We start from the raw sequence: 20,637 nt of genomic DNA on the forward strand, positions 1-20,637 counted from the left end.
CATCGGCAAGCTGATTGATCTGGTCGAACCGCAAGAGGCTCAGAATTACTTCAACTCATGTGGATATGATCCAGCATGAATGGGAAACGCTCTAATCTCGCCTCAATGGCAGGGAAAGGCCGATCTTCACCCGATCCATGGCAACGAGCGATTTGAATTTCGTGACATTCGGATTGTCGTAGAACAGACGCCGCGTCAGCGCCTCATAGGCGGACATGCTGGCCACGACGACGACAAGCACGAAATCCGCTTCACCGGTGACCTGGTAGCATTGCTGAACTTCCGGCGCCTCCAGGAAGCTGCGCTTTATCGCATTGATGAGGTCGTAACGCTCGTTTGCGATATGGACCTCGACGATGATGGTGATCGGCAAGCCCATCGCTGCCGGATCGATGACGGCGATATTCGCCTGAATGACGCCGCTCTCCTGCAAGCGCTTGATGCGCCGCTGCACGGCGGGCGCGGAGAGATTGACCAATTCACCGATCTTGCGTTGCGGAACGGTGCTGTCCTTCTGAAGAAGGTCGAGAATTGCCAGGTCGAATTCATCGAGATCGGCGGATTTGCGCATTTCAAAACATCCTTACCGCAAAGAGGAAACAAAATTGCATGGAAACCGTCAAAATGGAGCCAAATACTCTTTCCGCCTGTACTAGCTTTGCGCCACACATCACCTGACTTGCAAAGGCACGAGAATGTCACAACCGGACACTGAATACGATATGCGCGCAGCAGACCTTGGCGAGCGGACGAATGCAAACCGCCCGGCTGCCGGCAAGGCAGGGTCCGACGGCTCGAAAGAGTTCCTTTTCGGGGTCGTGGCGATGCTCCTTGCGGCATTGGCCATGAGCATCTCCCCAAGCCTCGTGCGTCTCGCCGATGTCGGGCCTTTCGCCAGCGCGTTCTGGCGCGTCTTCCTGGCTCTGCCTATCCTGTGGATCTGGATGCGATATGCGGAGGCTTCGGAGGTTAGAGCACCTCGTGCCAGCTTTACGCTGCCGACCATTCTCGCCGGTATCGCCTTTACGGGTGACCTGTTCTTTTGGCACCTCGCCATCATGCGGACGACGATCGCCAATGCCACGTTCTTTGCGACCATGGCGCCGCTCTGGGTCGTTATCTTCGGCTGGCTTCTCCTGCGGCAGAGGGTCGATCGCACCACGCTGATCGGGCTTCTCGTCTGCCTTGCCGGTGGCACGGCGCTGGTGGCGCAAAGCCTTGCATTCAATCCGAGCCGCGCTGTCGGAGACGCGCTCGCCATCATCACCGGCGCCTTCTTCGGTCTCTATTTCCTGGCAGTCGGTGCGGCGCGACCAAGGACGAATGCGGCGCGCGTCACCTTCGAACTCAGCGTCATAACCTCGGCGATCCTGTTCCTCGTCGCCTTCTTCTTCGAGCCGCGGATAGTGCCGCAGTCGATTTCGGGATGGTGCGTGCTTCTGGCGCTCGGCCTCATCAGCCATGCCGGCGGGCAAGGCCTGCTTTCGGTGGCGCTCGGGCGGCTGCCAACCGTTTTCTCCTCACTCGTCATTTTCCTGGAATCGATCGCAGCCGCGCTTTTCGCCTGGTTTCTGTTCGGCGAAAACGTCACGCTGATACAGGCCCTCGGCGGCATCGTCATTGTCGCCGGGATCTGGATCGCGCGCCCGCATACGCCATAAGAGGCCGGCGGCGCTGCGGCTATAGGGTTGCGGTGCGCCGTCAGTCGACGAAACGGCGATAGCCGGTCGGCCGCTCGTAGAGCCAGCCGATGCGTTCGACGGCGGCAGCAAAATTCTCCCGGGCGACAGTCATGGTATGGCCGTTGGCATGAACGATGGTTTCCGGATCTTCCATGATGGCCACATGCCCTTTCCAGAAAACGAAATCGCCGCGCTTCAGTTCGTCGCGAGTGATCGGCTGGCCGAGGGCGGCCGCCTGCATGTCGGTATCGCGCGGTGCCGCGCGGCCTGTCATCGACAGCGCCAGCTGCACGAGGCCCGAGCAATCGATGCCGAGACCCGAGCGGCCGCCCCAGAGATAGGGCGTTTCGATAAAGCGCAAGGCGACGTCGACAAAATCGCCGCCCCGGTTGTCGCCGATCGGCTGGACATGCTTGGCGAAGATGGCGGTGCCATCCTCCAAGACGACATAGTGATTGCCCCGCGCCTCTGCCGTGCCGGTCACATGCACGAGACTGCCCATGGAGAGGATTGCCGCATGCGGCTTGCGCAGCTCCGGCTCGGGATAGAGGAAAGTGCGCTGTGGAATGACGACATGGGTTGGCACAGCCGCGCCTTCCTTGATCGACGTTTCCGGAAGGTAGCCGACATAACCATCGGACAGTGCCTTCACCCAGCACCAGCCATCGCGGCGTTCGAATATCGTCACCTCTTCACCCATCAAGAGCTCGGTATCGATGCCCGAGGCGAGATCCGGCTTCGGCCGCAGCGCAATGACGGGGACGGCAACGCGTGCGCTAATCCCCTCGACGAAGCGCTCGGCCTCGACTTTACCTCTCAGAGAAGCCTCGGCGAGATCGGCCCTGAAGGCATTGAGGCGGCGGTCGAGCGTCATGACGAAATTTCCTGAGGTTACAGTTTGCGGCCGTGCTCGATGACGAGATCGCCGAGTTTTTCCAGATAGAGCGCGCCGGTGACCGTCCGTTTGATGATGACGTTGCGGCGATCACGCTCGTCGCGCACGCGGTCGACCAATCCCATGACGCCCATGGTGTCAAGCGCCCGGGTGATGACCGGCTTGGTGACGCCGAGTGTCGCGGCAAGACCACGCACGGTATGCGGCGGCGGCACGAGATAGATCTGAAGCAGGATCGCCATCTGCCGCAAGGTCAAATCATGATCCTCGCGGCGCACCTGAGCGAGCGTCACGCCATGCCAGAGGCCGAGAGCCTGCGAGGCGGTGAGTTCAAGCGGCAAGGGGCAAATCCCGGGATTCGTTACGCTGCCGTTCCAGTTTCGGCCAAGATCATGGCGGTTTCAAGGGAGTTTTGATTGGTTACTCTTCGGAGCAGTGACCACAGAGTTCGTTGAGAGTGCCCTCCTCTGTCACTTCGCGACATCTCCCCCACAAGGGGGGAGATGTCGCGGCAGCGACAGAGGGGGGTGTCAGGTGGGCGATAGATAGAGAAGCTCGCCTACCTGCAACGACGACCTACCGCACACTCTGCCTTATGTGATGATACAGCGCCCGGATCGCCTGCGCCTCGCCGCCGCCGGGCGAATGCGGCCGTTCGCTCTGCGCCCAGCCGTAGATATCGAAATGAACCCAGCTCGGCGTCTTCGTGACAAACCGCTTGAGGAATAGGGCGGCCGTGATGGAGCCGGCCATGCCGCCCGATGGAGCATTGGTGATATCGGCGAATTTCGTACGGATATCCTTGTCGTAGCCCATGTAGAGCGGCATGCGCCACAGCGGATCGTCCGTCTCCAGGCTCGCTTCGGTCAGGTCGCGGGCAAGGTCGTCGTCGTCGGTGAAGAAGGGCGGCAGGTCGGGGCCGAGCGCGACGCGGGCAGCACCCGTCAGCGTCGCCATGTCGATCATCAGGTCCGGCGCGTCCTCATCGGCATAGGCCAGCGCATCGGCCAGGATCAGCCGTCCCTCGGCATCGGTATTGTCGATCTGCACGGTGAGGCCCTTGCGGCTCGTATAGATGTCGCCAGGGCGGAAGGCGTTGGAGGAAATCGAGTTCTCGACGACGGGAATGATGACGCGCAGGTCGACCTTGAGCTTCGCGTCCATGATCATCAGCGCCAGGCCCATGACGTTCGCGGCACCGCCCATGTCCTTCTTCATCAGCAGCATCGAGGATGCCGGCTTGATATCGAGGCCGCCGGTGTCGAAGCAGACGCCCTTACCAACCAGCGTGATGCGGCGATGCCCCTTCTTGCCCCAGCGCAGTTCCAGCAGGCGCGGCGCATCGGCGCTGGCGCGTCCCACAGTATGCACGAGCGGGAAATTCTCCTTCAGGAGGTCATCGCCGATGATGACGGACATATCAGCCTTGTAGTGTTCGGCCAGCGCCCGGAAAGCGGCTTCGAGTTGCTCCGGTCCCATGTCGTTGGTCGGGGTATTGATGAGATCGCGCGCCAGAAACACGCCGGCCAGCTGACGTTTGATATCGGCGGCATCGGCATCGCGCGGGATCATCAGCGTCGGCGCCGTCGCCTTCTCGGACTTGTAGCGCTCGAAACGATAGCTGCCGAGACCGAAGCCGAGCGAAAGCCGGTTCGCCGTCAGCGGCGCCGTCTCGATATGCCAATCGCCTGCCGGCAGGCTGCGCGCAAGCCTTCCCGTCAGGAAAGGTTGTTCGGAGGGATTGGAGCCGAGCCCGAACAAGGCTCCGCCCAGATGTCCGTCGGCCGTCGGAATCAACAGCAGCGAGCCGCTTTCCGCCTTGTAGCCGGCCCTGCGGGCCCAATCGAGCGCGATGGGATCGATGGTGCCGGTCTCGATATGTGCCGGGGTGACGGCAAAGATCGGCAGCGTCGCACCACCCTTCGAATTGAAGGGCGTCGCACGCTCGATGTATTGGTAGGGGGCCATGACTATCCTTTGACCGATAACTTCAGGGAATTGGAGACTTCAGAGAATCGAGAGTTAACCGTCTGTTAGGGTTAACAGATTATTGCTGGAGCGAACATTGCGTCGAACCTTTCCCTGTTCCGATTCTAGGCCTCGCGCAAGATTTAAGGAATTCAGGGATAATCGAAATGCCCGCCGTTTCAGCTGCGTTTTCATTCAGAACCTTTCTTTTGCGGGGAGCTTCCGCCGCACTTCTGGCGCTTTCGCTCGCAAGCTGCTCAACGACCGGACAGGACAGGATGACGACGGGCTCGGTCCCCAAGACATCGAAATCTCTCGACACGATGAACAGTACCGAACTCGCTCAGGCGACCGCGACGTATGGCAAGGCTTATGATGCCAATCCCAAGGATCGTGATGCCGGCGTGAACTACGCCAATGCCTTGCGCATGAGCGGCCGCAACGACCAGGCGCTCGCCGTCATGCAGCAGGTGGCAATCGCCAATCCGACCGATCGCGGTGTGTTGGCCGCCTATGGCAAGGCACAGGCGGCGGCGGGCCAGCTCGACGAAGCGCTGGCGACCATCGACCGCGCACAGCTGCCGGACCGGCCGGACTGGCGCCTGGTTTCCGCGCAAGGTGCCATCCTCGACCAGCTTGGACGCTCCACAGATGCGCGCGCCAAATATCGCGATGCGCTGGTGCTGGCACCCAACGAGCCGACAATTCTTTCCAATCTCGGCATGTCCTACGTGCTAACCGGAGACCTCAAGAACGCCGAAAACTATCTTCGCTCGGCCGTCTCGCAGCCGGGCTCCGATAGCCGCGTGCGCCAGAACCTGGCGCTGGTCGTCGGCCTGCAGGGCCGTTTTGCCGAGGCGGAACAGATCGCGCGCCAGGAGCTGACGCCGCAGCAGGCCAACGCCAATGTCGCCTATCTCAGGGGCATGCTGGCGCAGCGGAATTCCTGGCAGAAGCTTGCGGCCAGCGGCGACGCCAGGAAAACCGTCGAATAATACGGCCGAAGAAACGCTCGGCCACCTCGACCCCTAACGCCAGAGATGACGTGGCAGGCCCTCGGCCACCAGCCGCGCTCCGAGCGCGCCCATCACGACGCCGGCCACGCGGTCGATCCAGAGCTTGGCACCGAGATAAATTGCGCGCGGGCGGTTCGACGAGAAGGCGATCGTCACCACCGTGTACCATCCGGTCTCGACCAGAAAGACCGCCAGCGGAACGGCGGCCAGCAGCCAGGGCGCAGGAGCCGCCGGCAGGAGGGCTGCAAAGATACTGCCATAAAAGATGGCGGTCTTCGGATTGCTGAGCTGGGTCCCGAGCGCAAAGAGAAAATTGCGCGCTGCGCCCGATGCCTTCGGCGTCGCAGGTGAATCGATCGGAAGGTCATCCGCCGCGCCGCGCCAGATGCGGACGCCGACATAGATCAGATAGAGACCGCCTGCGACCTTCAGCGCCAGATACAGCCATTCGACCTTCATCAGCAGGGCACTCAAGCCGAACAGGGCCAAGGTCGCGAATATGACGCTGCCCGTCCCCATGCCGAGAGCGGCGGCAAGACCCGCTTTTCGCGAGCGGGAAACGGCAATTCGGGAGACAAGCACGAAGCTCGGACCGGGACTGGCGGCCCCGATGAAGACCGCAGCGATAACGCTAAGAAACACTGCCATGGACGACATGCGACACCTCCCGATACGGCTGGACATCTATTCGCTGGTGGACGGCAGCCTCCAGGGCGCGCCGGGGATTTCGCTTCCGGCCGTCCACAACGTCGGATCGAAGATTAACCATGCCCGCACGCGGAAGCAAGCCGGCGGATCAGAACTTGTCCATGGCCTGGAGGATTGCCGGGCCGAGAATGACGGCCATCAAGACCGGCAGGAAGAAGATGATCATCGGCACGGTCAGCTTCGGCGGCAGGGCGGCCGCCTTCTTCTCCGCCTCGTTCATGCGCTCGTCGCGGCCTTCCTGCGCCATGACGCGCAGCGCCTGTGAGAGCGGCGTGCCATAGCGCTCGGCCTGAATGAGCGCCTGCGTCACCGATTTGACGAGCTCGATCTGGGTGCGGGCGGCAAGATTGTCGAAGGCCGTGCGGCGATCCTGTAGGAAGGAAAGTTCGGCTGTGGTCAGCACCATTTCCTCGGCGAGCGGCGGGGATTGCTCGGCCATTTCCTCGGACACGCGATGCATGCCGGCTTCGATCGATATGCCCGACTCCACGCAGATCAGCATCAGGTCGAGAGCATCCGGCCAGGCGCGCTTGATCGACTTCTGGCGCTTGGTCATCCGGTTGGAAACATAGATATTCGGCGCATAGAAACCGAGATAGGCGGTGCCGATGACGCCGAGCAGACGGATCGGCAATGGTTTTGAGGCAAACCAGCCGAGAACGAAAACCAGCACGATCGCAGCCGCCAGGAACAGGAACGGCAGAAAGAACCGCGCCACCAGAAATATGTTCAACGCGTTTTCGGAGCGCAGGCCAGCGGCCCGCAGGCGATTCATGGTATTGGCATCAACCAGCGCATTTCGCAGGTTGAAGCGCTCGACGATCTGTCTGGCGTTTCGATTGTTATGGCTGCGCAGCGATGCCTTGCCGCCATCGGCGCTAAGCCGAGCCCGTTCGCGTGCGCGGATCTGCTCGCGCTCCGTCGATACGGCCTTCATGCGCTTATTGAGATCGCCGCGCTCGAGCAGCGGTATGGCGATCGTATAGAAGGTGGCAAAGACGGCAATGGCAACGACGACAGCGAGGAGGGTGCCGGGATCGGTCAGTTTGGCGGCCAGATCGGACATGGGCTACGCGGCTCCTTCCGCTCAGATCTCGAAATTGACCATGTTGCGCATGATGAAGATTCCGACGGACATCCAGATACCGGCTGCGAGCAAGATCAGATGGCCGCGCGGATCGGTGAACAGGATCATCATGTATTGCGGCGAGGTCAGATAGACGAGCAGCATGACGATGAAAGGCAGCGCGCCGATGATGACGGCGGATGCCTTTGCCTCCATCGACAGCGCCTTGACCTTCGCCTTCATTTTCTTGCGGTCGCGCAGCACCTTCGAGAGGTTGCCTAGGGCTTCCGACAGATTGCCGCCGGCCTGGGCCTGAATGGTAATGACGATCGAGAAGAAATTCACTTCCTGCAGCGGCATGTGGTTTGTCATGCGCGCGCAGGCATCCGACATGCTCAGACCGACCTGCTGCGCTTCGACCACCCGGCGAAATTCCGACTTGACCGGATCGCGCGCCTCGGCGGCCACCAGTCGCACCGCATCGTTGAGCGGCAGGCCCGAGCGAAGGGAACGGGTGATAAGATCGAGCGCGTTCGGAAATTCTTCGAGAAATTTGTTTTGCCGGCGCTTGATGAGGAAGCCGAGAACCCAGCGCGGCAGACCGAAAGCGACGGCAAAGAACAGTCCAAGGATGACCAGGGGCGGAGCGCCGACAATGAAAAAGACCAGCACCGCAAACAGGCCGAACAGCACGCTGAAAACGTAGAAGCGCGATGGCGTCAGCGACAAACCGGCCTGCGACAGGCGCGCTTTCAGCGACTGCTTTTTCTTGGTGTTTTCGGACTGGCGACGCTCCAGATCCTTAAGCGAATCCTGGACGGACTTGCGCCGCTTGGACATCTCCTGAACGCGGTCGCGCGCCGCCTTGACCTTCACACGATCGGTTTCGGCCTGCTTGACCCGATTGACGCGGCTTGCGGCCTTCTTCTGAGCCTCGATCCGCGAATAGAGAATGCCGTAGCAGACGGCAGCAGCCGACACCGCCGTCAGCAGGACAATCAACAGCACCATTGGATCGACACCGAACATCGTTAGTCCTATTGCGCCTTCTGTTCCATCTCGTCGAGCGCGGCTGCCAGGCGCCGCTCCTCATTGTAGTAGCGGGCGCGATCCCAGAGATGCGGCTTGCCGATGCCGGTGGACACATGCCGGCCGATGATGCGGCCGTTTGCGTCTTCGCCCTCGATCTCGTAGCGCATCAGATCCTGCGTGATGATGACATCGCCTTCCATGCCGATGACTTCGGTGATCTGTGTGATACGGCGCGAACCGTCACGCAGGCGCGCAGCCTGGATGATGACGTCGATGGAGGTGGAGACGATCTCGCGCACGGTCTTGGCCGGCAGGCTGAAGCCGCCCATGGCGATCATCGATTCGATACGGCTCAGGCATTCGCGCGGCGTATTGGCGTGGATGGTTCCCATGGAACCGTCATGGCCCGTGTTCATCGCCTGCAGCAGATCAAAGACCTCGGGTCCGCGCACTTCGCCGACGATGATGCGCTCGGGACGCATGCGCAGGCAGTTCTTGACGAGATCACGCATGGTGATCTCACCCTCGCCTTCGATGTTCGGCGGCCGGGTTTCGAGGCGCACGACATGCGGCTGCTGCAGCTGCAGTTCGGCGGTGTCTTCGCAGGTGATGACGCGCTCGTCGCGGTCGATATAGTTGGTCAGGCAGTTAAGCAGCGTCGTCTTGCCCGAGCCCGTACCGCCTGAAATGACGACGTTGCAGCGCACGCGGCCGATGATCTGCAGCAGCGTTGCGCCTTCCGGCGTGATGGCGCCGAAGCGGACGAGCTGATCGAGCGTCAGCTTGTCCTTCTTGAATTTACGAATGGTCAGTGCAGGCCCGTCGATCGCGAGCGGCGGTGCGATGACGTTGACACGCGAACCGTCGGGCAGGCGCGCATCGCAGATGGGGCTCGATTCATCGACGCGGCGGCCGACCTGGCTGACGATGCGCTGGCAGATGGAAAGAAGCTGCGCATTGTCGCGGAAGCGGATTTCCGATTCGACGGTCTTGCCCCCAACTTCGATGAACGTCTGGCCGGCGCCGTTAACCATGATATCGGCGATGTCGTCGCGGGCCAAAAGCGGCTCCAGCGGACCATAGCCGAGTACGTCGTTGCAGATATCCTCGAGCAGTTCCTCCTGCTCGGAGATCGACATCGCGAAATTCTTGATCGTGATGATGTCGTTGACGATATCGCGGATTTCCTCGCGCGCCGCTTCCGGCCCGAGCTTGGAAAGCTGCGAGAGGTCGATCGTGTCGATGAGGGCGGAGAAGACCTGCGACTTCGTATCGTAATATTCTTCGGTGCGGGCCGGCCTGCGACGGCTGGGCGTCTGCATCGGCGGGGGGACGACCTGCTGGCGCTGCTGTGAAGAATCGCGCGACGGTTCTATCAGCACGGCTGGTGCCGCCGGCGCAGCTGCGGCCGGCGCACGTGCCGGCGCCGGCGGAGGCATCGTGCCGCCGCCTTTTGCAGGACCTTCATTTCCGCGCTTGCCAAACATGCTTTCGATCCAATTCTACTGCAGCATGACTTTCACGAAGGCTCGCTCTCGGGAAATTCATGCGAAATCAAACGACTACTTCCGTTTCAGGAGGCCAAGCAGACCGCCCTTTCTCGCCTTCTTCAAAGCGACGCGACCCGTGACGATGTGTGATATCTGCGAAAAGGTCTCGGCGATCGGCGATTTGGGATCCGTCTCCGAAATCATCCGGCCGCTATTGGCGGCATTGCCGAACAGATTGATGTCGAAGGGGATGACGGCGATCGGATCCGCCTCTAGCGGAGCGCAGAACTCCGAAGGGTTGATTTCCGGGCGCTTCGGCATGCCTACTTGATTGAGAATGAGGTGCGGTCCCTTGTCGTTGGGCCGCAGCTTGCGCAGAGCGTCGATCAGGTTCTTGGCGTTGCGCAGATTGGCAAGATCCGGGGCCGCGCAAATGACGACCTCATCGACGGCGGCAAGCACCGAGCGCGTCCATTCCGTCCAGAGATGGGGCACGTCTAGGACCGCCACCGGGGCGCTGCGCTGGAGAACGTCGAGCACCGGCAGGAAGGCCTGACCATCGAAATCATAGGCACGATCCAGCATGGAGGGCGCAGCCAGCAGCGACAGGTGCTGAGAGCATTTCGTCAGCAACCGATCGAGAAAGACCTCATCCAGGCGCTCCGGTGCATAGACGGCCTCGGCAATCCCCTGCGCCGGATCCTGATCGAAGTCGATATTGGCCGTGCCATAGGGCAGATCGAGATCGGCAAGGATGGTTTCGGTGGAGAAAAGGCTGGAGATACCGAAGGCGCAATTATGCGCGATGGTGGATGCACCCACCCCGCCCTTGGCACCGATAAAGGCAATGCTGCGGCCGACGGGTTCGGCATCGGGATCGATGAAGATCGCCGCCATCGCCGTCATCAGATCGACCATATCGGTGGGTTGCACGATATATTCCGAGATGCCGTTGCGGATCAGCTCGCGGTAGAGGCCGATGTCGTTATGATAGCCAACGATGATGACCTTGGTGCTCGGATCGCAGACCGCGGCGAGCGGCTCGAGCTCGGCCAGCAGACTGCGCGCATTGGCGCGTGTCTCGAGAATGATCAGATTGGGGGTCGGCGCCGAAGCGAACATGTTTGCCGCTGCCGCGGCGCTGCCGCTGGTGATCCGGAAGCTGACCTTGGACATGCGCCGATCGTTGGCGCATTGGTCCATCACCCGCTGCAGCTGCTCGCTTTCGCAGAAGGCATGCACCGAAATACGCGGCAACGGCCGCAGATTGTCGAGATTGCCCGGGCGCGAGACGTCTTCGGCGTCCGCGGCGGTCGAGCCGATATCGTATTCGATGGCGTTCATGATGTTATCCCATTCCGCCGGCGGACAATCGTCTTGCTCATTGGCTAGCTCCGCTGAAGCCGCCAAGGGTAGCGGTGCTGATCGGGACCGAGCCGTTGCGGTAATTGTCGATTATCTTGCTGCGCTGATCGGTATCGATCGGCGACACCGCACGCGGTGCGATTAGATCCGTTGGATTGGCGACCTGCGCCGCCAGATTATGCTGGGTCGCACAGCCGAAATTGTAGTAATTCTGATTGTCGATGGCATTGTCGGCGAGATCGTCAGGCCATTGACCACAGGTGTTGGTGGCTGCGGTCGTAGCGGTGAAGCGAAGGCGGATCGGAGCAGCGTCACCTATATCGCCGGCAGCATAATAGCTTTCGACGATACGATTGGAGCGAATGCCGTTCGCGACAAATTCTCTCCGAATCTGTTGACGCAAGCTTGATGCAGCCTGCGAATTCATGGACCCACGCGGCGACAGGATTTCGACCGTACCAGTTGAATGCGCACGATAGTCCTGCACAAAGCCGCGGACGGTATCGCGCATGCCTACGGTCAATTGCCGGTCACTGGTTGCCACCGGTATGTCGATATCGTGTTCCTTCTCCGTCAGCACGATCGGGTGGCGCTGGCGATAATCGTCCTTGATAGCGCTTGTACTCATGCCGTCCGGGGAGCCGGCACAACCGCCAAGGACAGCTGTGACGATCAAGGCCGGCGCGATCAATGCCAGGGCCGAGAAGCTGGGACGGAGCGAGCGAGGCGCGTTACGGGCAAGGCCACCCGTTGTTTGATGTGCGATTGAACCGGTCGAAAAGGCGCGCATCCTGATCCCTCACTTGTAGATGAAGCCGACAGTGCCGTGGAAATCGGCATCGGCGACCGGCGGCCCGTCCCTGCGGCCGTAGATCTTATTGACACGGTTCATGAAAAAGCCGCTCACATCGTTGCTCGGCGAGAAATTGTCGTCGGGACGAGCAAGCTGACCGCGGGCCACGGGGCGCACCAGATAGGGTGTCGCGATGATGACCAGCTCGGTTTCGTCACGCTGAAAGCTTTTTTGACGGAACAGCGCGCCAAGGATTGGAATCTTCGAGGCGCCCGGCGTGCCGTTGGTGGTCTGCTGAATGGTATCACTCAAGAGACCGGCCAAAGCGATCGAACCGCCAGACGGCAACTCCACCGAAGTATCAGCGGCGCGCTGGTTATAGGTTGCCGTGCCGGCGTTGGCCGTACCAACCGGATTGGAAACCTGGGTCTGCACATGCAGGGCGATTCTTCCGGCAGACAGCACAACAGGCGTGAAGGCCAAACTGATGCCATAGGTGAAGGGTGTGACCGTGACGGTCCCATCCTTGTTCGTGACGGCGTACAGCGTCTGACCGCCCGAATTGAAAGTCGCCGCCTGGCCGGAGATCGCCGTCAACGTCGGCTCAGCCAGCGTACGGACGGCGCCAGCCTGCTCAAGAGCATTGAGATAGGTGCTGATATCGTATTTGCCGATGGCGGTTTTGAACAAGCTGGCCAGACCGCCGCCGCCGGCTGCCGCAGTGCCGTCGGAGACAGGACTGCCAAGCTGGGCTACCGTCAGGCCGGATGAATTCCTGACAAGATTGTCGAAGCCGATCTGCTTCAGCACGCTGCGTTTGATTTCGGCGACGGTCACCTTGAGCGTCACCTGATCCTCGCCTTCGATCTGCAACATATTGACGATCTGCGAGGTCTGCCGCACTTCGGCGAAAATGGCGACCGCGTTGTTGTCGCCGCTGCCCGAGGCAGTCTGGTTTCGAGTGGTCGCTTCACCCCCCTTCAGAAAGGCCTGGGCGAGCTGCTCGGCCCGCGTGGCATCCTGCGGTGTGCGCACCGTGCCGGTCATCACGATATTGTCGGAAACGATCTCAACATTGATGTCGGAGTCCGGGATGAAGCGTTTGAGATTGGCCTGCAGCCCGGCAATGTCGCGCTCGATCTGCAGATCGAGGCTGACGATCTCCTTGCCGTCGGCGCCAAAGACGAAGATGTTGGTCTGGCCGACGGTCTTGCCGAAAAGGTAGATGCGGCGCGAGGTGCGCGTCACCGCATCCGCCATCTTGGGATCGGAAACAAGGATATCATGCGCGTCGGCCGGCAGATCGACGACGAGTGCCTTGTTGAGGCCAAGCTTCAATGTGCGCCTCGTGCCAAGGCCAGCGATGGTGACGATACTGTCAGAGCCATCAGCAAAGGCTACGGGCGTGCGCAGAAAAGCCGGAAGATCCGCCAGAGGCAGACCAGCAAAGGCGACCGAGAAGGAGAGGATTGCAGTGAGAGAAAGGCTGGCTTTGTTGCTTGTCCTGAACATGATGTCGCCCCTTCTCATTGTGGTTTCGGCCCGGCCGGGCCATCGGTCACGATCGCTCCCGACTTGATGACTTGGACAAGTCCGCCGCCATTGTCGCCGGCCAGAAGATAATCGGCCGCTGTCGTATCGGACTGCTGCGCATCGGCGACGGAGCGCAATGCCAACGTCAGGCGGTCGGCCATCTGGTGCGCGACGGCCAGAACCTTCGTCTGGTCCGGCGTCAGTTCGAGCGTCGCGGTGGCACCGACCGCAGCCTTGCTTCCATCCTGCTTTTCCTCGATCTGCTGGTCGACAGCCAAGACGCGCACGTTGCTCAGCACCGTTTCCGTGACGAGCTGCTGCTGCGAGCCCTTGCGGACCATGATCACATCGACGCGATCATTCGGGAGGATGAAACCGCCGGCACCGGTGGCAACGGAAATCTCGGTGGCGACGGCTCGTTTACCGGCCGGCAGCAATGAAGAGAGGATGCGGCTACTGGAATCCGCGACCTTTTCCTCGCGGATCGGTTCGCCCTCGAATATCGGCAGGCGAACGACCGCGCCATTTATATCCTTCAAGGCATCGGGCCGCTCGCTCTGGGTAATGAAACCTTTGACGACGCCGTTTTCCGGCCATGCCATCCATTGAACTGATTTTTCGTTGAGACGGGAGCCGACGGGCAGATTGGCGCTCGCAACCAGCACATTGGTGGTTGCTTCCTTTTCCACGATCGCCGCAACCTGCTGGGGCACGATATCGCGCGAACCAGCCAGGCGCATCGCCAGCAGGCCGGCCATCCCGGCCGCGGCGGCTGCCACTGCGAGTATCATTATGCGAGCGGGTTTCATGGTCATTCCTTGAGGAACAGGATTCTTCGCCCTGTAGAATGACCGGCAATTGGTGTAATTATGGTTAATGGTCTGTTACATTTATGATTACTTAACCATAATTACTTCATTTATATTAGTATTTACATATATTCAAACTTGGGATCTTAGCAACCAGCAGGCAGATTAAAGGACACCCTCGGTCATCGCAATCAAAATAGGCGAAGAAGAAAATGCGAGGATTCCGCCGACCGCAATAGCAATGCCGTATGGGATTTTCTTGGCGACTGTCAAGGAATTCGGCATCGGAAGACCGATAGCCGAGATGATGCCTGCTTGTGATCGGAGCCAAACAATAAGAAGTGTAATTATGCCGCCAATAAACGCGACATAGATAAGAAACATTACGAGCGAAAGATTGAAGCCAAACCAAAGAGCGGCAGCCGCTAATAATTTCGCATCTCCACCGCCCATAATATTGAGCGCAAACAATGCAAAACACACTGCAAAGACGACACTGGCAGCAGCCAGATGCATGCCGATTTGTGTAAATGGCAGGCCAAATGCCGGAGCCAGCACGAGGAACGCGATTGCTAGGGCTAAGCTTATTCTATTCGGAATTGTCATCGTCAGCAGATCGGATATCGCCGCTAGAGACATGCACAGGGGAAATATGCATAGCGCCAAAGTTCCGAACATAATAAATTTCCGCCCCGAAGTTTGAAATTCGAAAACCGCCCATTTTATTGAGCGGTTTCCGTGAAGTATTACATCTAAAGAACAGATGTATTACTTGGTGCCAATACCTGCACCAGACTTGTTCATCTGGTTGGAAATGTTGTTGAACGTCGAGCTGAGCGTACCGCCCAGGGTGGTAGCACCAGCAATGATGGCGACGGAGATCAGGGCGGCGATCAGGCCGTATTCGATTGCGGTCGCACCCGATTCATCCTTCAGGAAGCGCGAAAAAAGCTTGGACATGAGTTTAACTCCACTTTGTTGACAGCACGTCCGTCAACTGTTGCCGTTGATCGGACGAACTGCACGGTAGTCGTCCGCCGTTTCCATCGCTTTAAGGAATTGGGTTAATGAACTTTGAATAACGAAGTGAAAAAAGAATAGTAAATATCGAATTCATGTCTTGCCATGCATTTTTAAAGAACTTCTTCAGCTAAAAGAAAATTATTAGATGCATGAATATTAGCAGCTTATACGATTTGTACCAAAGCAGACCATACGAGACATGAACGGCGAAGATCAAAGCCATTTTCGGAACGTCTGCATCATAAATACACAGCCAGCGCCGTCCTTAATCCTTCATTCACCATTCTTTCCCATTCTGTCCAACAAAACCTTTCGCCATACGCTTTCCAAGAGGCCAAGCCATGCCATTCGGCGGCAAAACCGCATTCCTCGCCGGCATCGTCGCCATGGCCGGCTTGATGCCACAGCTTTCGAACGCTGCTGGAGAAAGCCTGTTGCGCGTCTATATGGATCACGCGCGCGTCTTGAAGCTTGATCGCCCTGTCAGCAAGGTCATCGTCGGCAATTCGCAGGTCGCCGACGCAACAGTTGCCGATCCGAAGACCATCGTGCTGACCGGCCGCAGCTTCGGGACGACGAATATCATTCTGCTCGATACCGACGGCAATGCCATCGTCGATGAGCAGATCCTGGTGTCGATCGATGAAGGCAATACGGTCCGCGTTTTCCGGCAGACGGATCGCGCCGTATTATCCTGCACGCCCAATTGCGAACAGCATGCCCAGCAGAACAACACGGCGACGACGGCCCCCGCAACCGGACAATAATTCCATTCGATTTCATAAATATTCGAAAGTACTTTCGAAGGATTGCGTTACAAGTAATAATCCCGGCTTCCTCTAAATATGAATAGAGAAGAGAAACGGATTATCAAGAAAGCAATTCTACTGTCCTCGGCATATAATTCGCCGCGGATTTCCCATGACACCAGATAACGCTTTTCTTACCAATATAGCCCCTGCCAGGCCACGCGCCCGAAGCGGCTTGCGAGAATTGCTGCGTTCTCGGGATGGCGCCGCGGCCATCGAATTCGCCATGCTTGCCATTCCCTATTTCCTGATCGTCTTTGCCATTATCGAAACCTTCGTCGCCTTTACCGCCGAACAGGTCGTTTCAAACGCCGTCGACACCCTGGCGCGTCAGATCAGAACCGGGCAGATCACAGCCGATCCCAACAAGACCTCCTATACGACGTCACAGCAGTTCCGTCAGGCATTCTGCAACGAGATTGCCGTGCTCATCACCTGCTCCGCATCCGAACTGCAGACGCCGGCAAACCTCTATCTCGATGTGGAGAGCTATTCGAGCTTCGCATCCATGCCGACGACGATCCCTCGGAAGTCGTCGACCGATCCCTATTCCGATCTCAATACTTCGGGTTTTACTTTCGCGCCCGGCGGCGCCAAGTCGCTCAACATGGTACGCGCCTATTACCGCTGGCAGGTCATTACGGATCTGCTGCGCCCCTATCTTACAAATGTCCGCCCAACCGATGGCTCGGCCTCAGTCTATCTCATCGTCGCGACCGCCGCCTTCCAGAACGAGAACTATCCGTGAGCCGCCCTGCGACCATGATCGAAAAGGATACGATGTCGTCGGGCATTCTGCGGCGCTTTGCCCGCGATGAGCGCGGCGTCGGTGCGATCGAATTCGCCATCCTTTTTCCCGTTTTACTGATGCTTTACCTCGGCGCCTTCGAGCTCACCGTCGGGCTCAATGTCTCCAAGCGCGCGAGCCGCTCGGCGGGATCGATCGCCGATATCGTCTCGCAGCAGTCGAGCGTTACCAAATCGGTGCTTGCCACCATGCCCTCTGTCGCTGGTGCGATCTTCGCGCCCTACGCCACGACCGGCATGACGTTGAAGATCACCGGCATTGCGATCGACGCGACAGGCAAGGCAACGGTGGCATGGTCCTGGGCACAGGACGGGACGACCCCCTATTCTTCCGGCACGGTCATCACCGTGCCGGCCAACATGAACCAGGCAAGCACCTTTCTGGTCCGCAGCGAGCTTTCCCTTCCCTACCAGCTCATCAGTTTCGGTACCAATTTCCTGCCGAGCGGCACGAACCAGATCACCATCAGCCGGCAATATTACTATCGTCAGCGCGTCGGCAATTCGATCAGCTGCAGCGATTGCTGAGCGCCTCTCATCGAGACGAGGCCCCGGCGGACCATTCCAAACAGAAAATTGCCAACTCGATGCCTCCGTTATATGGGTGACGTCCAATGTCCCGGAAGACCTCCTCCGGGGCGACGACATTCTTATCGGGTGATGTATGGCGCGCGCCTTTCTCTTCGTTCTGGATTCTTTCGGCGTCGGCGGCGGCCCGGATGCGGCAAGCTACGGCGATGAAGGCGCGGATACGCTCGGCCATATCGCCGAATTCTGCGCGGCGGGCGCTGCCGACCGCGAAGGTTTGCGCCAGGGACCGCTGGTATTGCCCAATATGTCCGGCCTCGGCCTCATGGAGATCGCCAAGGCGGCAACGGGCAGCTACCCCGCTGGCATGCCGCTGCCGGAAAAGCTCTATGGTCTCTACGGCTGCGCCAGCGAAGTCTCCCGCGGCAAGGACACGCCGTCAGGCCATTGGGAGATCGCCGGAACGCCCGTCATGTTCGATTGGGGGTATTTTCCGGCAGTGGGCGATGCCTTCCCGCCAGAGCTGGTGAAAGCCATCTGCGAGGCGGCCGACCTGCCGGGCATTCTCGGCAACTGCCATGCCTCGGGCACGGATATCATTGCAAAGCTCGGTGAAGAACACATCCGCAGCGGCAAGCCCATCTGCTACACCTCGTCCGATTCCGTCTTTCAGATCGCCGCGCATGAGCACCATTTCGGCCTCGACCGGCTGATCGGCCTCTGCAAGATCGTGCGCACGCTGCTCGATTCCTACAATATCGGCCGTGTCATCGCCCGCCCCTTTGTCGGCGAGACCGCAGCCACGTTCGAGCGTACCGGCAACCGCCGCGACTTTTCCGTTCTGCCGCCGGAGCCGACGTTGCTCGACCGTCTAGTCAAGGCCGAACGCACGGTGCATGCCGTAGGCAAGATCGGCGATATCTTTGCCCATCAGGGCGTCTCCAGGATCATCAAGGCCAATGGCAACATGGCGCTGATGGATGCGACGCTGAAGGCCATGGACGAAGCTGAGGACGGCGATCTGGTCTTCACCAATTTCGTCGATTTCGACATGGTCTACGGCCATCGCCGCGACGTGCCGGGCTATGCCGCAGCACTCGAAGCCTTCGATGCACGGCTGCCTGAGGTTCACGAGAAGCTGAAGGCCGGCGATCTCGTCATTCTGACGGCTGATCATGGCTGCGACCCGACTTGGCGCGGCACCGATCACACGCGCGAGCGCGTGCCCGTCATGGCTTATGGGCCGGGCATTCGATCCCGTTCCATCGGTATCCGCCAGACCTATGCCGATATCGGCGAGACGGTTGCGCAACATCTGGGCATTGCGGCAGGGCCGCATGGGAGGAGTTTCCTTTGACATCGCATTTGAAGAAAGTGGAGCTGCACTGCCATCTGGAGGGCGCCGCCCCACCTGCATTGACGCTCGCACAAGCGGAAAAATACGGAGTCGACACCAGCGCCTTCCTCAAAGACGGTATTTACCTCTGGAAGGACTTTGCCGAATTCCTCGTCTGCTATGACAAGGTTTCCGAAGTCTATCGCACCGAGGAAGACTATGCGCTACTGACGGAAACCTATCTGGAAGAACTTGCAGGCATCGGCACCATCTATAGCGAGCTCATCGTCTCGCCCGACCATGGCGACCGCATCGGCCTCGGCGCCGACGCCTATATGGCCGGCGTTTCGGCCGGCATCCGTGCCGCCAAGGCAAAGACCGGCATCGAGGCTCGGCTGATCGTAACCGGCGAACGCCACTTTGGGCCTGAGCGCGTCGTGAAGGCGGCAGAATATGCCGCCAAGAGCGACAATCCGCTGATAACAGGCTTCAATATGGCCGGCGAAGAGCGCATGGGCTACGTCGCCGATTACGCCCGCGCCTTCGATATCGCGCGTGAGGCGGGCCTCGGCATCACCATTCATGCCGGCGAGGTCTGCGGCGCATTTAGCGTCGCCGACGCGGTGGATCTGGTGCGCCCGCAGCGTATCGGCCATGGCGTGCGCGCCATTGAGGATATGGATCTCGTCAAGCGCCTTGCCGATCTTGGCACCGTGCTGGAAGTCTGCCCCGGCTCCAACGTCGCACTCAACGTCTTCCCGGATTTCCAGTCGCATCCGCTGCGTAAGTTGCGCGACGCCGGCGTGAAGGTCACGATCAGCTCCGACGACCCGCCCTTCTTCCATACGTCGCTGAAGCGCGAATACGAGATGGCGTCGTCAGCTTTCGGCTTTAGCGATGACGAGATCGATGCGATGACACGCACGGCGATCGAGGCGGCCTTCGTGGACGAAGCGACGCGGACGGCATTGCTTGCGAAGCTCTAAATGCGCAGTTAAGGCCCCATATTGGGGATGAAATCTCCAAAAGCGGCCTATTTTCTTGCACCAGAGGCGATTTCCGTGAAAGAACCATCTCATATCACGGAATTACTGGAAGGCTGAAACCATGGACGGCGTCACTGTCATCGATCACCCGCTTGTGCAGCACAAGCTCACAATCATGCGCAAGAAGGACACGTCAACGGGAAGCTTCCGCCGGCTGCTGCGCGAGATTTCGACGCTGCTCTGTTACGAGGTGACGCGCGACCTCGAACTGACGATCGAGACCATCGAAACGCCGCTGCAGCCGATGGATGCGCCGATCCTCGAAGGCAAGAAGCTGGTCTTCGCCTCGATCCTGCGCGCCGGCAACGGCCTGCTCGAAGGCATGCTCGATCTCGTTCCCTCGGCCCGCGTCTCGCATATCGGCGTCTACCGCGATCACGAAACGCTCCAGCCGGTCGAATATTACTTCAAGGCGCCCGAGGATATCTCAGAGCGCTTGATTATCGTCGTCGATCCGATGCTGGCAACAGGCAATTCCTCGATTGCCGCAATCGAAAAGCTGAAAGAGCGCGGCGCGCACAATATCCGCTTCCTGTGCCTGCTGGCGGCTCCCGAAGGCATCGCCAATTTCCGCAAGGCGCATCCGGACGTCCCGGTCTTTACCGCTGCGATCGACAGCCATCTGAACGAGAAGGGCTATATCGTGCCCGGCCTCGGCGATGCCGGCGACCGCATGTACGGCACGAAGTAAATCTGCTGCTATACTCTTATAAGGCCCGGCCGTTATTCAA

The 20,637-nt window shown here is 59.6% G+C and carries 22 protein-coding genes; 8 read left to right on the plus strand and 14 right to left on the minus strand.

Annotation, left to right across the window (positions count from 1 at the left end):
- Positions 1-91: 91 nt before the first annotated feature.
- Positions 92-571 (minus strand): Lrp/AsnC family transcriptional regulator, encoded by a 480-nt coding sequence (locus FHT84_RS28455; protein WP_113250955.1) that lies wholly within the window; start codon positions 569-571, stop codon positions 92-94.
- 151 nt (positions 572-722) lie between these two features.
- Here FHT84_RS28455 and FHT84_RS28460 point away from each other — a divergent pair, with 151 nt between their 5' ends.
- Complete coding sequence (locus tag FHT84_RS28460) at positions 723-1,661, plus strand: DMT family transporter (RefSeq protein WP_246698659.1); 939 nt, start codon at positions 723-725, stop codon at positions 1,659-1,661.
- Positions 1,662-1,701: 40 nt separating this feature from the next.
- Here FHT84_RS28460 and FHT84_RS28465 read toward each other — a convergent pair whose 3' ends face one another.
- The 3 genes from FHT84_RS28465 to FHT84_RS28475 form a co-directional block, all read right to left on the minus strand.
- Positions 1,702-2,556 (minus strand): NlpC/P60 family protein, encoded by an 855-nt coding sequence (locus FHT84_RS28465; RefSeq protein ID WP_113250953.1) that lies wholly within the window; start codon positions 2,554-2,556, stop codon positions 1,702-1,704.
- 17 nt (positions 2,557-2,573) lie between these two features.
- A complete protein-coding gene (locus FHT84_RS28470; RefSeq protein ID WP_113250952.1) occupies positions 2,574-2,918 on the minus strand; it encodes a MarR family winged helix-turn-helix transcriptional regulator in 345 nt (114 codons plus the stop codon).
- A 235-nt stretch (positions 2,919-3,153) separates the two neighbouring features.
- Positions 3,154-4,545 carry a M17 family metallopeptidase gene (locus tag FHT84_RS28475; RefSeq protein WP_113250951.1) on the minus strand — a complete coding sequence of 464 codons (1,392 nt, stop codon included), beginning with the start codon at positions 4,543-4,545 and terminating at the stop codon, positions 3,154-3,156.
- Positions 4,546-4,712: 167 nt separating this feature from the next.
- On the opposite strand from FHT84_RS28475, the gene FHT84_RS28480 reads away from it, so the two are divergent.
- A complete protein-coding gene (locus tag FHT84_RS28480) occupies positions 4,713-5,540 on the plus strand; it encodes a tetratricopeptide repeat protein (RefSeq protein ID WP_112341883.1) in 828 nt (275 codons plus the stop codon).
- Positions 5,541-5,573: 33 nt separating this feature from the next.
- Here the strand turns inward: FHT84_RS28480 and FHT84_RS28485 are convergent, their stop codons facing one another.
- From FHT84_RS28485 to FHT84_RS28530, 10 genes are all read right to left on the minus strand, one after another.
- Entirely contained in the window at positions 5,574-6,218 is a 645-nt protein-coding gene (locus FHT84_RS28485; RefSeq protein WP_113250950.1) for a LysE family translocator, read from the minus strand.
- A gap of 139 nt (positions 6,219-6,357) precedes the next feature.
- On the minus strand, positions 6,358-7,335 hold the full coding sequence (locus tag FHT84_RS28490; protein WP_112341881.1) for a type II secretion system F family protein: 978 nt from the start codon (positions 7,333-7,335) through the stop codon (positions 6,358-6,360).
- Positions 7,336-7,356: 21 nt separating this feature from the next.
- Positions 7,357-8,364, minus strand: coding sequence for a type II secretion system F family protein (locus FHT84_RS28495; RefSeq protein ID WP_183765416.1), 1,008 nt, complete (start codon positions 8,362-8,364; stop codon positions 7,357-7,359).
- 8 nt (positions 8,365-8,372) lie between these two features.
- The gene (locus FHT84_RS28500) at positions 8,373-9,854 is read right to left on the minus strand and encodes a CpaF family protein (RefSeq protein ID WP_183765419.1); all 1,482 of its coding nucleotides are present in this window, start codon (positions 9,852-9,854) and stop codon (positions 8,373-8,375) included.
- A gap of 75 nt (positions 9,855-9,929) precedes the next feature.
- Positions 9,930-11,201 (minus strand): CpaE family protein, encoded by a 1,272-nt coding sequence (locus FHT84_RS28505; RefSeq protein ID WP_113250947.1) that lies wholly within the window; start codon positions 11,199-11,201, stop codon positions 9,930-9,932.
- A 37-nt stretch (positions 11,202-11,238) separates the two neighbouring features.
- Entirely contained in the window at positions 11,239-12,012 is a 774-nt protein-coding gene (locus FHT84_RS28510) for a CpaD family pilus assembly lipoprotein (protein ID WP_113250946.1), read from the minus strand.
- 9 nt (positions 12,013-12,021) lie between these two features.
- Positions 12,022-13,527 carry a type II and III secretion system protein family protein gene (locus FHT84_RS28515; protein WP_113250965.1) on the minus strand — a complete coding sequence of 502 codons (1,506 nt, stop codon included), beginning with the start codon at positions 13,525-13,527 and terminating at the stop codon, positions 12,022-12,024.
- A gap of 14 nt (positions 13,528-13,541) precedes the next feature.
- Positions 13,542-14,357, minus strand: a complete 816-nt coding sequence (gene cpaB, locus FHT84_RS28520) for a Flp pilus assembly protein CpaB (protein ID WP_113250945.1) — start codon at positions 14,355-14,357, stop codon at positions 13,542-13,544.
- 165 nt (positions 14,358-14,522) lie between these two features.
- Positions 14,523-15,035: a prepilin peptidase gene (locus FHT84_RS28525; RefSeq protein ID WP_112341874.1), complete on the minus strand. Its 513-nt coding sequence runs from the start codon at positions 15,033-15,035 to the stop codon at positions 14,523-14,525.
- Between the two features lie 90 nt (positions 15,036-15,125).
- Positions 15,126-15,317: a Flp family type IVb pilin gene (locus FHT84_RS28530; protein WP_112338437.1), complete on the minus strand. Its 192-nt coding sequence runs from the start codon at positions 15,315-15,317 to the stop codon at positions 15,126-15,128.
- 404 nt (positions 15,318-15,721) lie between these two features.
- Between FHT84_RS28530 and FHT84_RS28535 the strand changes: the two genes are divergently transcribed.
- From FHT84_RS28535 to upp, 6 genes are all read left to right on the plus strand, one after another.
- Positions 15,722-16,147, plus strand: a complete 426-nt coding sequence (locus tag FHT84_RS28535) for a pilus assembly protein N-terminal domain-containing protein (protein WP_112341872.1) — start codon at positions 15,722-15,724, stop codon at positions 16,145-16,147.
- 154 nt (positions 16,148-16,301) lie between these two features.
- Entirely contained in the window at positions 16,302-16,937 is a 636-nt protein-coding gene (locus FHT84_RS28540; RefSeq protein ID WP_145644350.1) for a TadE/TadG family type IV pilus assembly protein, read from the plus strand.
- Positions 16,938-16,951: 14 nt separating this feature from the next.
- Positions 16,952-17,524: a TadE/TadG family type IV pilus assembly protein gene (locus FHT84_RS28545; protein ID WP_183765529.1), complete on the plus strand. Its 573-nt coding sequence runs from the start codon at positions 16,952-16,954 to the stop codon at positions 17,522-17,524.
- Between the two features lie 136 nt (positions 17,525-17,660).
- Positions 17,661-18,881 (plus strand): phosphopentomutase, encoded by a 1,221-nt coding sequence (locus FHT84_RS28550; RefSeq protein WP_183765422.1) that lies wholly within the window; start codon positions 17,661-17,663, stop codon positions 18,879-18,881.
- Entirely contained in the window at positions 18,878-19,846 is a 969-nt protein-coding gene (locus FHT84_RS28555) for an adenosine deaminase (RefSeq protein WP_113250940.1), read from the plus strand. Before FHT84_RS28550 ends, FHT84_RS28555 begins: the two co-directional genes overlap by 4 nt.
- Positions 19,847-19,967: 121 nt before the next feature.
- Positions 19,968-20,597 (plus strand): uracil phosphoribosyltransferase, encoded by a 630-nt coding sequence (gene upp / locus FHT84_RS28560; protein ID WP_015338410.1) that lies wholly within the window; start codon positions 19,968-19,970, stop codon positions 20,595-20,597.
- Positions 20,598-20,637: the final 40 nt, after the last annotated feature.

It is taken from the genome of Rhizobium sp. BK289 (assembly GCF_014193575.1).
Classification (GTDB): domain Bacteria; phylum Pseudomonadota; class Alphaproteobacteria; order Rhizobiales; family Rhizobiaceae; genus Rhizobium; species Rhizobium tropici_C.